This is a genomic window from Streptococcus mitis, from assembly GCF_005844455.1.
Taxonomy (GTDB): Bacteria; Bacillota; Bacilli; order Lactobacillales; family Streptococcaceae; genus Streptococcus; species Streptococcus mitis_BF.
Genome location: NZ_SPGF01000055.1, coordinates 1 through 14,218, shown reverse-complemented (window position 1 = coordinate 14,218; position 14,218 = coordinate 1). Strand labels below are relative to the sequence as shown.

General features: G+C 40.4%; 14 protein-coding genes and 2 pseudogenes. 1 reads left to right on the top strand and 15 read right to left on the bottom strand.

Going from position 1 to position 14,218, the window contains the following annotated elements; genetic code table 11:
- The 15 genes and pseudogenes from FGQ53_RS09535 to FGQ53_RS09460 form a co-directional block, all read right to left on the bottom strand.
- The coding region (locus tag FGQ53_RS09535) for an IS630 transposase-related protein (protein ID WP_212744429.1) at nucleotides 1-105 on the bottom strand (105 nt) is incomplete at its 3' end.
- Nucleotides 106-143: 38 nt separating this feature from the next.
- Nucleotides 144-569, bottom strand: a pseudogene (locus FGQ53_RS09530) (N-acetylmuramoyl-L-alanine amidase family protein); the annotation flags it as partial.
- Nucleotides 570-687: 118 nt separating this feature from the next.
- Nucleotides 688-2,295, bottom strand: coding sequence for a CTP synthase (locus tag FGQ53_RS09525; protein WP_138338214.1), 1,608 nt, complete (start codon nucleotides 2,293-2,295; stop codon nucleotides 688-690).
- 236 nt (nucleotides 2,296-2,531) lie between these two features.
- The gene (gene rpoE / locus FGQ53_RS09520; RefSeq protein ID WP_171019133.1) at nucleotides 2,532-3,119 is read right to left on the bottom strand and encodes a DNA-directed RNA polymerase subunit delta; all 588 of its coding nucleotides are present in this window, start codon (nucleotides 3,117-3,119) and stop codon (nucleotides 2,532-2,534) included.
- Nucleotides 3,120-3,233: 114 nt separating this feature from the next.
- Complete coding sequence (locus tag FGQ53_RS09515) at nucleotides 3,234-3,980, bottom strand: DUF3883 domain-containing protein (RefSeq protein ID WP_171019132.1); 747 nt, start codon at nucleotides 3,978-3,980, stop codon at nucleotides 3,234-3,236.
- Nucleotides 3,981-4,049: 69 nt separating this feature from the next.
- Nucleotides 4,050-6,701 (bottom strand): valine--tRNA ligase, encoded by a 2,652-nt coding sequence (locus FGQ53_RS09510; protein ID WP_138338205.1) that lies wholly within the window; start codon nucleotides 6,699-6,701, stop codon nucleotides 4,050-4,052.
- A gap of 122 nt (nucleotides 6,702-6,823) precedes the next feature.
- Complete coding sequence (locus FGQ53_RS09505; protein WP_138338202.1) at nucleotides 6,824-7,825, bottom strand: virulence RhuM family protein; 1,002 nt, start codon at nucleotides 7,823-7,825, stop codon at nucleotides 6,824-6,826.
- A gap of 31 nt (nucleotides 7,826-7,856) precedes the next feature.
- Nucleotides 7,857-9,098 (bottom strand): hypothetical protein, encoded by a 1,242-nt coding sequence (locus FGQ53_RS09500; RefSeq protein ID WP_138338199.1) that lies wholly within the window; start codon nucleotides 9,096-9,098, stop codon nucleotides 7,857-7,859.
- Nucleotides 9,099-9,352: 254 nt separating this feature from the next.
- Nucleotides 9,353-9,919: an AAA family ATPase gene (locus FGQ53_RS09495; protein WP_138338196.1), complete on the bottom strand. Its 567-nt coding sequence runs from the start codon at nucleotides 9,917-9,919 to the stop codon at nucleotides 9,353-9,355.
- Nucleotides 9,919-10,467, bottom strand: coding sequence for a GNAT family N-acetyltransferase (locus FGQ53_RS09490; RefSeq protein WP_138338193.1), 549 nt, complete (start codon nucleotides 10,465-10,467; stop codon nucleotides 9,919-9,921). Before FGQ53_RS09490 ends, FGQ53_RS09495 begins: the two co-directional genes overlap by 1 nt.
- Nucleotides 10,454-11,033: pseudogene (locus tag FGQ53_RS09485) on the bottom strand (flavin reductase family protein). Before FGQ53_RS09485 ends, FGQ53_RS09490 begins: the two are co-directional and overlap by 14 nt.
- Before the next feature lie 282 nt (nucleotides 11,034-11,315).
- Nucleotides 11,316-11,711 (bottom strand): helix-hairpin-helix domain-containing protein, encoded by a 396-nt coding sequence (locus FGQ53_RS09475; protein WP_138338191.1) that lies wholly within the window; start codon nucleotides 11,709-11,711, stop codon nucleotides 11,316-11,318.
- A gap of 95 nt (nucleotides 11,712-11,806) precedes the next feature.
- On the bottom strand, nucleotides 11,807-12,061 hold the full coding sequence (locus tag FGQ53_RS09470) for a DUF1912 family protein (RefSeq protein WP_000119707.1): 255 nt from the start codon (nucleotides 12,059-12,061) through the stop codon (nucleotides 11,807-11,809).
- Nucleotides 12,062-12,070: 9 nt separating this feature from the next.
- The gene (locus FGQ53_RS09465; protein ID WP_138338188.1) at nucleotides 12,071-13,405 is read right to left on the bottom strand and encodes a DUF438 domain-containing protein; all 1,335 of its coding nucleotides are present in this window, start codon (nucleotides 13,403-13,405) and stop codon (nucleotides 12,071-12,073) included.
- Nucleotides 13,405-13,638, bottom strand: a complete 234-nt coding sequence (locus FGQ53_RS09460; protein ID WP_000368739.1) for a DUF1858 domain-containing protein — start codon at nucleotides 13,636-13,638, stop codon at nucleotides 13,405-13,407. Before FGQ53_RS09460 ends, FGQ53_RS09465 begins: the two co-directional genes overlap by 1 nt.
- A gap of 336 nt (nucleotides 13,639-13,974) precedes the next feature.
- On the opposite strand from FGQ53_RS09460, the gene FGQ53_RS09455 reads away from it, so the two are divergent.
- Nucleotides 13,975-14,218: transposase family protein (locus FGQ53_RS09455; RefSeq protein WP_138338185.1), on the top strand; the 244-nt coding region annotated here is incomplete at its 3' end.

The window sequence follows — 14,218 nt, the reverse complement described above, 5'->3', positions numbered from 1 at the left end:
GAGAGTTCTGACGCCAACATCAAAAACTTTAGCTACCTCGACATGGCTGTGTCCTTCTTTGATGTAATCTAATGCTCGTTGTTTAAAATCTGTACTATATGCCATAGCTTTATTATAACATGCTTGTTTAAAACTAATCAACTATAGTAGCTACTCTTTCCGCCATCATGATACACATCATCTACCACTTTAGTGGACCAGGTCTTTACTTCATTTCCGCTCTTGGCCTCGACCTTGATATCCCCTCTATAGCCATAAGGTACATAGAAATTCAGGTAACGCCCCTCTACACCCATCATAGACTTGTCCTTTTCTTGACCTAGGAAATTGACAGTTTGATCTTGACCATTGAGACTAACCGTCCACTCGATTTTCTCAGTTTTTGGCAAATCCAATACTTTGATATCTACTTCATTTCCATTGTCAAATCGGAGAATTTTGCCATCTTGATACTTAATACCACCCTTGACAACCCATTCTTCTTCCAATTCGAAGGCCTTTCCTGAATGAGGGAAAGCTAGTAAAGCTAAACCTGCTAGAGACAAACCAAATAGTGTGATTTTTTTCATTGTATATCCTCCTTAGGATTTTTATGTTAATTATATCACTATGTTTTTATTTTGCAAATCTTATCCTAAATATGCTAATAAAAAACCTCTGAGATTGTTCTCAAAGGTTCTAATTTTGCTAATTACTGTTCTCAACTGCTGCAGTAACAAAGGCAGTATAGAGTTCTTCTGGGCGGTTTGGACGGCTGGAAAGTTCAGGGTGATACTGGCAAGCTACAAAGAATTTATTTTCAGGTATCTCCACTACTTCTACCAAACGATTGTCTGGAGAAACTCCTGAAAATACAAAGCCTGCTGCCTCAAACTGTTCACGAAAGGCGTTGTTAAACTCATAACGGTGACGGTGACGGCGTTGCACCACTTCTTGATTGTGATAAGCAGCTGCTGCCTTAGAGCCACGTTTCAACTTAGATGGATAAAGTCCCAAACGAAGGGTTCCACCCATATCCTCAACATCAACCTGGTCACGCATGATATCAATGATAGGGTATTTTGTATCAGGATCAAGTTCTGCAGAATTGGCACCTTCAAGACCCAAAACGTGACGAGCAAACTCGATACAAGTCAACTGCATTCCCAAGCAGACTCCCAACATTGGAATATCATTCTCACGCGCATAACGGATGGCTTGGATTTTCCCTTCCGTACCACGTTGACCAAAACCGCCTGGCACGATGATTCCGTCCGCATCAGACAAGAGCTCTGCTACATTCTCTGCCGTAACATCATTGGCATTGATCCAATTAATCTTCACTTCTGCATCGTTGGCATACCCAGAGTGTTTCAAGGCTTCAACCACAGAGATGTAGGCATCTTGCAACTCCACATACTTACCGACAAGGGAAATTTTAACTTGTTTCTTGAGGTTCATGACCTTGTCCACCATAGCTGACCATTCTGTCATATCCGCTACTGGTGCGTCTAATTTCAAATGGTCACAGACAATTTGGTCCATGCCTTGTGCCTGCAAATTCAATGGAATTTGGTAAAGGTGTTCGACATCCAAAGACTCGATAACGGCTTCTGGAGCTACGTCACAAAACTGAGCTAGTTTATTTTTAATGCCCTGACCAGCTGGTTTTTCTGTACGAATAACCAACATATTTGGCTGGATTCCCAAACCACGCAATTCTTTTACAGAATGTTGAGTTGGCTTGGTCTTCATCTCACCTGCAGCCTTGAGGTAAGGAAGCAAGGTTGTATGGATGTACATGACATTATCTGCACCCACATCTGCCTTCATCTGACGAAGGGCCTCTAGGAATGGCAAGGATTCGATATCCCCAACTGTTCCACCAACCTCTGTGATAATGACATCAGAGTCTGTCGTTACAGCAGCACGCTTGATTTTCTCTTTCAAAGCATCTGTGATATGAGGAATGACTTGAACAGTTGCCCCAAGATATTCGCCACGGCGTTCTTTACGAAGAACTTCACTGTAGATTTTACCAGTTGTCACGTTGGAATATTTGTTGAGATTGATATCGATGAAACGTTCATAGTGACCCAAGTCCAAATCTGTCTCAGCCCCATCATCTGTCACAAAAACTTCTCCGTGCTGGTAAGGACTCATAGTTCCCGGATCAATATTGATATAAGGGTCAAACTTCTGAATAGTTACTTTAAGACCACGATTTTTCAAGAGACGGCCCAGACTTGCTGCGACAATCCCTTTCCCAATAGACGACACCACACCACCAGTTACAAAAATATATTTCGTTGACATAGATTCCTCTTTCTAAAATGCTCAAAGTCTTGTTAACTACGAGGGGACATAGAAAACAAGACCCTACTAATAAGAATAATCTGGGACGACTGAACCAGATTCACAACTAAAATACAAGAAGATAACTTCTTGAAAAAACAAAAACAGCTCCCTAAGAACTAGGGAGCCCCGACCTCTAAAAGAGGTGCCCGAACAATATGATACCTAAAAATAGGACAATTGTCAATAGCTAATTTTTATTCCTCGATGTTTTCAGCATCATCATCTGAAAACTCGTTGTCTTCTTCGTTGAGATCCACGTCTTCTCCCAAGTCATCTGGGGCGATTTCGTTGATTTCTGCATCGTAAGCTTCCACTTCATTTTTCTCATCATCTGGATTTTCATCATCGTATGAAAGAGCTGGATCTGCTTCGTATGCATCTTCGTCTTCTGGATCATCTGCATTGTAGTCAATTGCATCTGAATCGCCATCCATGAAGGCATTGACACGTTTTTTCTTAGCTTTTGGTACTACTTCATCGTCGTCATTTTCCTCAAGAGCGATGATTTCTTCGTCGATTTCGTCTACACCATACCATGAACGAAGACCCCATTTGTTGTCTCCAAGGGAGATGAAGCTACCGTCGAAGTTCAACTCTGTGTAGAACAAAGGCAAAGCTTCACGGATATCGCTGTTTGATGTTCCAAGGTAGTTTTGAATTTCGTTTACAAGATCGCTAAAATGCATCTCATGATCGCGACCACGAAGTTCCAAGATAGCACGCGCTACCTCAATCATAGATAGTTCACTTTTTTCTTGCCCAGCAAATACTTCTAATTCCAAAGCGTTTCTCCTCATTTATACTACTATCGCCAGAGCGAACAGACTCTGACCTCATTTTATCATTTACTCTTTATTTTACGATAATTTTGTGGAATAGTCAAAGGTTAAGGGGGACTAATACAAATCTTCTAAGCTTCTGTATTCAATGATTTCATTTTTGATAATGTTCTTTTTAAACTCAAAATGTTTTAAAGGATTATCAACTTTTGGAATATCATCAAGGTTTGTGACCAAGGATAAAATAAAATCTGATTGAAACTCCTTGGCTTTTTCAAATTCTTTTGCAGTTAAACGCACACGCCCCTTAGATTTTCGGATACCTTTTACTTCAGCAAGGTATGAATGTTCTTGAACATCTACTTGGAAATCATATCCATCACCATAAAGACGAGCATCGGTTAACTGTCCACCTTGGAATTTTTCTTCTTTATCAAAATGAAGGATAAAATAATTTTCTGCTTCCATCCCAGTTTCCTGTAGACGTTTGAATTTAGTTCGAATGATTGGCTTTTCAATGGTAGTAATACCTGTTTTCTTTCCTTCGCTGGCAAGTAACATTTTAACTATTTCAGCATAACTATGAACATCTTCATTTCCAAACATCATATCAATTAAATCTTTACGAAAACGGTAAACTTCAGCTTTCTGCCACCAACCTTTTAGATCATTGTCAAAATAAGGATCAAATAAATCCATTCTATTCTTTACAACTCCAGTTGTTTCAGCAATTCCCAAAGAAACCACATAGCGATAAAACTCCGACTTACTAGAACATTGAAATTCTTTTATAAAAAGCTTGTCAAACTTAGCAAGACCATAGCCAATTAAATTTAACAATTCATAATGAGGGTGTTTAGACATCACTTTCTCCATCAATAGATATTGATTTCATTATACCAAAAAACACGGCTCATCACCGTGTTTCTGTGTTTATTTCACGAGTTTCTTCATCTCATCAATACGTGCGACGGTTGCGTCGTATTTAGCTTGATAGTCGGCTTGTTTGTCGCGTTCTTTTTGGACGACTTCTGGTTTGGCGTTGGCTACGAAGCGTTCGTTAGAGAGCTTCTTACCAACCATATCCAGTTCTTTTTGCCATTTAGCCAGCTCCTTGTCGAGACGAGCCAGTTCTTCTTCGACATTGAGGAGGTCTGCCAGTGGCAAGTAGATTTCTGCTCCTGTGATGACGCTTGACATAGCAAGTTCAGGTGCAGGGATAGTTGATGCGATTTCCAAGTGTTCAGGATTTGTGAAGCGCTTGATATAGTTCACATTACTGTTAAAGAAGTCTTCCAATTCTTTATCACTTGTTTTCACGAGAAGTGTAATTGGTTTACTTGGAGCAACATTCACCTCGCTACGTGCGTTACGGACAGCACGAATAAGGTCTTTAAGACTTTCAACACCTTTATGCGCAGCTTCATTTTCAAATGCTGGATTAACAGTTGGATATTCAGCTGTTACGATTGAACCTTCAGAAATTTGTTCAAAGATTTCTTCAGTAACAAATGGCATGATTGGGTGAAGCAAACGAAGAATCTTATCAATGGTGTAAAGAAGAACTGAACGAGTGATAACTTTTTCGTCTTCGTTGTCGCTATAAAGCACTTCTTTAGTCAATTCAACGTACCAGTCAGCAAATTCATCCCAGATGAAGTTGTAAAGGATATGACCAGCCACACCAAATTCAAATTTATCAAAGTTTTCAGTAACTTTGGCAATTGTTTCATTCAAGTTGTGAAGAATCCAACGGTCAGTTACGTTACCAGCCGTACCAGCAACAACTTTGTCAACATTTGCGCTAGCTTGGTCAAGCGTAAGGTCTTCATTGTTCATCAAAATGTAGCGAGAAATGTTCCAGATTTTGTTAATGAAGTTCCAAGCGGCGTCCATTTTTTCGTAAGAGAAACGAACGTCTTGACCTGGTGCAGAACCGTTTGATAAGAACCAACGAAGCGCGTCAGCACCGTATTTTTCGATAACATCCATTGGGTCAATACCGTTACCAAGTGATTTAGACATTTTACGTCCTTGTTCGTCACGGATAAGACCATGGATAAGCACGTTTTCAAATGGACTTCTACCTGTAAACTCAATACCTTGAAAAATCATACGTGATACCCAGAAAGGAATAATATCATATCCAGTAACTAGAGTTGAGTTTGGATAATATCTTTTGAAGTCTTCTGCTTCTGTGTCAGGCCAGCCCATGGTTGAGAATGGCCAAAGGGCAGAACTGAACCAAGTATCCAAGACGTCTTCGTCCTGAGTCCAACCGTCACCTTCTGGAGCTTCTTCGCCGACATATATTTCACCCTCAGCATTGTACCAAGCAGGGATTTGGTGACCCCACCAGAGCTGACGAGAGATTACCCAGTCGTGGACATTTTCCATCCATTGGAGGAAGGTATCGTTGAAACGAGGTGGGTAGAATTCAACCTTGTCCTCTGTATCTTGGTTGGCAATAGCATTTTTGGCCAATTGGTCCATCTTAACGAACCATTGAGTAGACAAGCGTGGCTCAACCACTACACCTGTACGCTCTGAGTGACCAACACTGTGAACACGTTTTTCGATTTTAACGAGGGCACCAATTTCTTCCAACTTAGCAACGACTGCCTTACGAGCTTCAAAACGGTCCATGCCTGCAAATTCGAAGGCAAGCTCGTTCATAGTTCCGTCGTCGTTCATGACGTTGACTTGTGGCAAGTTATGGCGTTGACCAACCAAGAAATCGTTTGGATCATGGGCAGGTGTGATTTTCACGACACCGGTACCAAACTCAGGATCCGCGTGTTCATCCCCAACGATTGGAATCAATTTATTAGCGATTGGAAGGATGACGTTTTTACCAATCAAGTCCTTGTAGCGTAGATCCTCTGGATTGACCGCAACCGCAACGTCCCCAAACATAGTCTCAGGACGAGTTGTCGCAACTTCAAGGGCGCGTGAGCCATCTTCCAACATGTAGTTCATGTGGTAGAAAGCACCTTCTACGTCCTTGTGAATAACTTCAATATCTGAAAGAGCTGTGCGAGCTGCTGGATCCCAGTTGATGATAAATTCTCCGCGGTAAATCCAGCCCTTTTTATAGAGTTCTACGAAAACCTTACGGACCGCTTTTGACAAGCCTTCATCAAGGGTAAAACGTTCCCGCGAATAATCAACAGAAATCCCCATCTTGCCCCATTGTTCCTTGATGGTCGTAGCATATTCATCTTTCCATTCCCAAACTTTATCAAGGAATTTTTCACGACCAAGGTCATAACGTGAGATGCCCTCGCCACGCAAGCGCTCCTCAACCTTAGCCTGAGTTGCAATACCCGCGTGGTCCATCCCTGGAAGCCAAAGCGTATCAAAACCTTGCATACGTTTTTGACGGATGATGATATCCTGAAGAGTCGTATCCCAAGCATGACCAAGGTGGAGTTTACCAGTTACGTTTGGTGGTGGAATCACGATAGAATAAGGCTTAGCCTTTTGATCGCCTGAAGGCTTGAAAACATCAGCATCAAGCCATTTTTGGTAACGACCAGCCTCAACCTCGGCTGGATTGTATTTAGGTGAAAGTTCTTTAGACATGTGTTTGTCCTTTCTAGTTAATATCTTTAAATAAAATTAGTAGGTAGAAGATAGGCTTTGATTCAACTCATCTTGTTTTTCTCATTATCTTCTATTAGCAAAGAAACGGTGAAAATTTTACATTAATTTTCTCTCATTATCTTCATAATATGTTTATCAAAATCTGATATAATTTTTTGAGTTCGGTTAAATTTTTCATACTCCTGGATGGCTTTTGAGTCTGCTTGTTTCTTAGAAATACTCCCTTTTCCTTCTAAAATTTCGTATTCATTAAAAGATAGAAAACGATCAATACTATCTGCCAATCCTCGCATTGTAAAAGTATTACGGCGCTCAACCAAACCCTCGATATAATCAAAATAGGCTGTAACAGTTCGCTCTAGTTGTCGAATTTCTTTTTCTTGCAAATAATTTTTGGCTACTGTTACATCTGATTTGAGTACTCGTCCATCAGGTGCATTCTTCCAAGTAGTTAATCCCATTTTTTCTTTACTGGCATCGGCTTGTTGATAGATAATTTCTGCAGCCGTACTTCCAGTAATTGCATAATGAAATTTATTTTGCACCATAGCATAGAAATTTTTAGTAATATCCGAGTTTCGATCATAATCTATGGCACATTCGGCAAAGATATCCGTAATTTGTTGATAGATTCGGCGCTCGCTAGAACGAATAGAGCGAATTCGTTCTAAAAGTTCACGAAAATAATCTTTTCCAAAAACTGTCTGTCCTTGTTTCAAGCGTTCATCATCTAAAACAAAACCTTTGATGATAAATTCTTTCAAGGTCTTGGTTGCCCAAATTCTAAATTGAGTAGCCTTTCTGGAATTTACACGATAGCCAACGGAAATGATAGCATCCAGATTGTAATATTCAAGTTCACGCCGAACAGTTCTATTTCCCTCTTGTTGAACCTGTGCAAATTTTGCACAAGTTGACACCTTATCTAACTCACCACTATCATAAATGTTTCTCAAGTGCTTTGTAATGACACTACGTTCAACTCCAAAGAGCTCTGCAAGACCTTTTTGAGTCAACCAAAGATTTTCATCTTGTAAAAGGATATCTAGCTGAACGTCACCATTTGGTGTAGTATACAGGATGAAATTAGAAATTTCATTCAAGATAATTCCACCTCCTTCCTTCCATAAACAATTACTTCTCGTTCTTAAACTTTATACCGTTTTCCTTCAGCTTTTTAACGGTTACGGGACCAATCCCTTTCAAAGCAAGAACTTCTTTTTCGGTCCATTTTTTGAAATCTGAAGATGTACGGATCCTGTTTTCTACAAAGATACGAACAAGATCCATCCGAATTCCCTTCATTGTTTCCTCATTCATAAAGGAATGCCAATCGGATACCTCGGATAAATTTCTTATCATACTAGAATGATTCGAAAATACTGGTTTACGGCGGAACTTTTTGGCTTCGTTTGTTAAAAATTTCGTTAAAATAATATTTTCTAGTAAATAATCAAATAGAGGATACAAACTAGCTTGTAGCGATTCAACTGAATTTGGACAATAGCATTCTTGGTCTTCGATATCTATAACTTTGAATTGCCAATCTTCCTCTATAAAGAATTCAACAGCTTCATCATTTATTTTCACTAATTTTGCAAATAGTTGACTGGCTTCCTCAATTTTCCCTTGAGAAAAAGCAGAGATGATGGCATGAATAAGAATGGTATCGTCCCGTTTCCCTTTATTTAATTCTTCGCGGTAGAAGCGTTCAACCTTTAGTTCCTGACCAGTAATATGATACAAGGAAAGCATACAAAAGACAAAATTAGGAGGAAAACGTTCTGGTCGCTTACTCAAATATAGGTCAATCAATTCTATAGCCTTAGAATTTAAGTTCTCCGTCATATAATATTCAATCAGAAACATAAGAGCAGACAGGATAGGGCGTGCTTCAAAATAATTCCAACTATTGTATCCGTTCATTTTCCATTTTTCTAAAACTAGAACTTCAAAATCCAATACTTTTTTAAAAGTTGACAAATCAAAATCTTCAACTTCTGATAAGAATAAATGAAAATAAGCAGCAAAATAATCTGGATTGATTTTTAAAACTTGCTTTAACAGTTTATTTCGCTTCTGTGTATTCGGAGTATGCATAGCTTCTCTAAATAAAGCATGATCCTCATGCCAGTCAAAAATTCCATTTTTTAGTTGGTAATTGATTAGCTGAACATCTGGATACTCTCCATATTCATCAGCATATTGCATCACTGCTGTATGTAGTTCATCGAAATTTTGAATGGTCCGACGTTCTACAAAAGTTGGATTTTTGGCCATGATTTCTGTCCAAGCAGCCTCTTCTTCAGAAATAACTTTGATATCCAACTTTTGCTGGCGTTTTAATTCTTTTTTTCTATTTTTCTTTTTAGCCATCTATTTTCTCCTCTAACTCATTCTTCAATAGATTCGATTCAACTGACTTAGATATCCTTCGGGACTCAGCTACAGGCTTGAATGGGAAATCTAAGCTTCTTTGTGATTCGTTTGCTTTGAAGGTTGTACCCCAGGTGTGATTAAGGTAGAGTTTCTAAGTAACGTTTGGTGGTGGAATAACGAACGAAAAAGGTTGAGACTTTTGAACTTCTTGAGTTTTGAGAACATCTTAATGAAGTTCTTTAGATATGTGTTTATCCTTTTTCTATTATTTTCATTTTATTTTGAATTTGCTTAGCAGCTTCTTCTGCAGACAAATTCGTATTATTTATTTTAAAGTAGTGGTACAACTCATTCGGTGGATGTTGGGAATTTAATTGAAGTGTTTCAGTGGTTTCTAAAATTTCTCTTTCAGATACCTCAATATGTCGTTTTAAGGGTTTGTGCTTTAATCGATTCTCCGTTCGATTTCGACGCAAGCGCTCTTCAAGGCTTGTTTCCAATTCAACAAAAAGAACCTCTTGATGATAGTCATTCAACAAATCCTGAATTTGCTTCAAATACATCAGCTGGTACTGATTTGAAAAATCAATTACGTCTGTTAAAACTACTGATCGCTGATTTCTTGCACTTGCTCCAAGGAAAGAAAAGGTAATTCCACGAACAAATTCCCACATCTCCTCTGTATAATCCTGATAGATTTCTAGTGCAAAATCGATGGCTTGATGGTTATAAAAGAGGGGAGAATCCGTCAGTCGAGACAGTTCTTGACCAATCGTCATTTTTCCTGAGGCTGGAGCACCAATGATGAAAAGATGCATCAATTCACCTCCCACTCACTCTTCAGCAAGCCATATATGAGACTGTCACAGCGGTCCCCTTGAACATCTTTACGGTATCGGATACGAGCTTCGAGGGTAAATCCAAGTTTTTCTGCGACTCGTTGACTTTGGACATTATAATGTTCAATCTTGTGAAGACCCAAATCTTTAAAGGCTAAGTCAATCAAGGCAAACGCTGCTTCTGGCACATAACCTCGTCCCCAATAGTCTGGGTGCAAGGTGTAGCCGATCTCCATTACATCGTCTTCGTGCCGATGGTTGAAATCAACAGAGCCGATGATCTTATCCGTACCTTTGACCACAATGCCGTAACCAGCTGGGAGCTTGTCCTTTTGATTGCGCTCAGGAAGAATGTGCTCCAGATAGTAAATCTCATCTTCCAAAGTCTTAACGGGTGGAAAACCTGCTGGGTAAGAGACTTCTGGACGGCTAGCATAGTCAAAGATAGCTTCAGCATCCGCCACGGTGCGGACTCGTAAAACTAGCCGTTCTGTTTCCAAGCGTTCTGGCAGTTCAGTTCTTGCCATCCTTTTTCCTCGCTTTCTTGATGAAGCTTCCCATAGAATCAACACGGTTATCTAAATAGCGATAAACGCGCTGGTGACCGTCCCCCATAAAGTAAATCGGTGAAAAACGGTCATTTTTAAAATGTCCCTTATCATCCAAGAGTTCAGGATTAGCCAGTCGCTCGATAATCTTGGCAAAGATGTGACAAATACCGTCTTCCTCAATAATTCTATCAACTTGACATTCTAACACGACTGGACAAGCCTCTAAAATCGGTGCCTGAGTCCGTTCAGAAATCTCGTAGTCTAACCCCCAGGTGTTTCAATTTCTCTCGATGACTGATAAAACCAGCCTGCTCCATCTCGAGCATGAGATTTTCATCAGGAATATTCACAGTAAACTTCTGGTAATGCTTGATTTGCTCAGCCGCATTTTCCTCAGCTCCGACACCAATGACTAGCCAATCTCCCAAACTATAGGATGAGCTACAGGTCGTAATATTGTGCCCAAAATTCTGATCCTGATAACCCGAAATGAAAATAGGAAAGCCATAGTAGAGTTTACTTGTTTTAAAAGATTGCTTCATAACAACCTCCTTTGACTAAAACACAAAAGAAAAGCCCTGCCATCTACATGACAGGGACGAATGTGTTTATCCGCGGTACCACCCAATTTCGGGCAAAGCCCGCAACTCTCGTCTTTAAAATAAAAAGACATAATTTTATTTCATTTTCATCCATCAGCAACCAGTTTTGACACATTTGTGGACTTCTCAGCACCGCCACTTTCTGTAAAATGTGGGATTCAAAACACCTCTAATGGCTCTATTGTAGCAAGATTTTTTCGGAAATGCAAGGCGCAAGAAAACTTACTTGAACTTGATGCCGTTTTCTTTCAATTTCTTGATGGTAGCTGGGCCGATTCCTTTCAAGGCAAGGAGTTCTTTTTCAGTCCAGTTTTTGAAATCTGACGCAGACTTGATTCCTTCATCGTAGAAAGTTTTAGCACGGTCAAGTGGAAGTCCACCCAAGTTTGCTGCAAAATCTTCTACAGAATTGGCTACTTTTTGAGCTTGCTCTTTGGTAACTTCTACTGCTTGTTCAACTTTTTTAGAAACAGCCTTACCAGCTTCGCTCGCTGACTGCTCTGCACGTTTCACGACTTTCTTTGTCTCTTCTACAGCCTTAGTCACGGTACTTGAAAAGACACCTGCGCGACGGAGACTATTTCGTAATTGTTTTTTACGATTGAGTTTCTTTGACATGATAAAATCCTTTCAATAAAAAACCCCTGTTCTGACAAGGATTTAATATAAATATTCTATCAAGATTTTAGTAAAAAATCAAGAATCTTTCTCGTTTAATAATTTCGCTCTCCAAACAAGCCCTCTGGCAAATCATGAAATCCCTTGCCTGCCTTGAAATTTTCAAACTTACCAAGCAAGAACTGATAAGCATCCAAGCGGCTTTCGTAGCGAATCATGGCATCTTTGGCACGCTCGTCTTGGTCTTCTTCGTAAACCTTTTGACTTTCCTTGTGCGCCATGTCGTTGATCATGATCTGGGTATTGACCCATGCTTCAAATTCCTTCATAAATTCCTGTTCGTAACTCATTTTTTCTCCTTATTCTAATCCACGGAAGTAATCCGTATCAATCTCACGGTAGGGCTGAATATCCTGAACATACTCTAGCACGCCTTGGAATTCCCCGTCTTCATCGTGTACTGCGGCATAGGTGATGTGGACAAACTTGTCTCGCGACTCTGACTTGAACCACATTTCATACTTGTCCTTTTTACCCTCACGAAGACCTTTCATAACAGACTTCACCTTGTCTAAGTACTTGGGCGGATGGCAGAGTTCTACATTACGCCCGACTTGGGACGGCGTCCGTTTGAAAATCATCTCATCAGCTGGTGCATTGTCATTGTAATACTGGAAAATGTCGTCTTTATTGACAAAGGTGATCTCCATGGGAAGGTGGTTGAGGATGAGGTTGGCCTGCTCTACTGAGAGATAGCCATTGCCAAAAGCCTGTTGACTATGACGGTCCAGCACCGCTTCCTTTTCCTTAGGGGTAAAAGTAATGGTAAACTGACCTTCAGGCGTATCAATAACTTGCTGAACTTGACCTTCAGCCGTGTCTAGTTGTACTGGCTCCTCTGCGCTCTTTTCCTCAACAAAACGCTGTCGTTCTGGAACCCATTTCTCAGACGGACGGATGATGGCATAGCTGTAGGCATCGCTCTCCTCCGCAATCTGAATCCAATCATCCTGGGTGAAAGACTCAAGGAGAATCATGAGGAGGATGGATTCTTCCTTGAAAATCATACTTTCAAACTCTGTCGCAAAAGCTTCGAAAGTTTCCTTTACAGTGGAAATCGGCACTTCTGGTAGTGACTTGGCTGTCGCTAGAGCTGTCTGAAAGAGTTCTCTAATCTGATCATCCACTCCCCACATGACCTTAGGAGGTGAATCGTGACCATAGCGCTCCATGATGGGAAAAAAGAGCTCTTCCTTGCGCTGATAGTGGATATCAAATTGCCCCAAAAGTCCCATTTGACGGACCAAACCCTTGCGCATCTCCGCAAGCATTTCCTCGTCTTCCATAGACTCATAGGTATCTAACAATCTCCGAATTCGAATCAAGGCAGCACGGAGAGCCAGATTTTCATCCTTGAAGACGCGAACTGGGTGACCAGGATGCTCGGTATCCTCCACTTCGACGCCCTTAATAGCGTTTTTAAAAAGATTGGCATGGACATCACAGAGCTCCATAACATCTTCAAAGGTGACTCCTGAGTCTGAGTTCATCAGCTCGTGTTCCATGAGGGAAATCTCAATAGCTGAGACACCCGTAAAGGTCGCATCAAAACACTCCTGAACTGACTCAGGAGAGGCACCATTATGCAATTCTAACAAAATATCCCGTAGGATATGAATCCGTTCATCTGCCATTAGTCTAATCCAATCACTTCATAACCATTCGCTTCCAGTGTGCGGACAATCTTGTCCATAGGAGTTCCTTCGAGCTTAGAACCCTGTTTGAGCGATACTTTGCGACCGACTGTGTTACGCATCAAAGGGTTAGCAAGTGGTTTAAAACCGAGCTCCACTAAGATTTCCAAGACTTCTGGATGTTTGTCCACCACTTCTGCAACGGGAATTGACACATCTATGATATTGTCCATGACGACCTCCACTGAATGTTCTAATACTCTTCAAAAATCTCGTCAGCGTCGCCTTAGCGTAGGTATGGTTACTGACTTCGTCAGTTCTATCCACAACCTCAAAGCAGTGCCTTGAGCAGCCTGCTGCTAGCTTCCTAGTTTGCTCTTTGATTTTCATTGAGTATAAAATGATTTTACTGCTTATATTATACCATATGGAAAGAGATTAAAAAACTAACAGTACAAGACCTGCTAGTTCTCTACTACTTGAATTACGGCCTAAATAAATTTAAAAAACCAATCCAATAGCTTAAATAATAGACTTGTTCGGTAACTCAAAAGTGGTATACTAAAGCTATGGAAACAACATACGAAAAAGCCTTAAAATTAAACTCAGAGAATTTCAAATTGTTGATAGGTGTTAAAAAAGCGACGTTTCAACTGATGCTTGATTGTCTCACTGACGCTTATCAAGCGCAACACCGAAAAGGAGGACGCCCACGCCGTCTAAGTATGGAAGACCAACTTATCATGACCTTGCGCTACTTACGCTATTACCCCACTCAACGCTTGTTGGCATTTGATTTTGGTGTAGGTGTGG

Bases quoted from the DNA above. Each gene is read 5' to 3' on its own strand.
- FGQ53_RS09515 (WP_171019132.1), bottom strand. From the start codon at position 3,980: ATGTCTAAACACCCTCATTATGAATTGTTAAATTTAATTGGCTATGGT.
- FGQ53_RS09500 (WP_138338199.1), bottom strand. From the start codon at position 9,098: ATGGCTAAAAAGAAAAATAGAAAAAAAGAATTAAAACGCCAGCAAAAG.
- FGQ53_RS09470 (WP_000119707.1), bottom strand. From the start codon at position 12,061: ATGAGTTACGAACAGGAATTTATGAAGGAATTTGAAGCATGGGTCAAT.
- FGQ53_RS09510 (WP_138338205.1), bottom strand. From the start codon at position 6,701: ATGTCTAAAGAACTTTCACCTAAATACAATCCAGCCGAGGTTGAGGCT.
- FGQ53_RS09465 (WP_138338188.1), bottom strand. From the start codon at position 13,405: ATGGCAGATGAACGGATTCATATCCTACGGGATATTTTGTTAGAATTG.
- FGQ53_RS09460 (WP_000368739.1), bottom strand. From the start codon at position 13,638: ATGGACAATATCATAGATGTGTCAATTCCCGTTGCAGAAGTGGTGGAC.
- FGQ53_RS09490 (WP_138338193.1), bottom strand. From the start codon at position 10,467: ATGGCAAGAACTGAACTGCCAGAACGCTTGGAAACAGAACGGCTAGTT.
- FGQ53_RS09495 (WP_138338196.1), bottom strand. From the start codon at position 9,919: ATGCATCTTTTCATCATTGGTGCTCCAGCCTCAGGAAAAATGACGATT.
- FGQ53_RS09475 (WP_138338191.1), bottom strand. From the start codon at position 11,711: ATGTCAAAGAAACTCAATCGTAAAAAACAATTACGAAATAGTCTCCGT.
- FGQ53_RS09525 (WP_138338214.1), bottom strand. From the start codon at position 2,295: ATGTCAACGAAATATATTTTTGTAACTGGTGGTGTGGTGTCGTCTATT.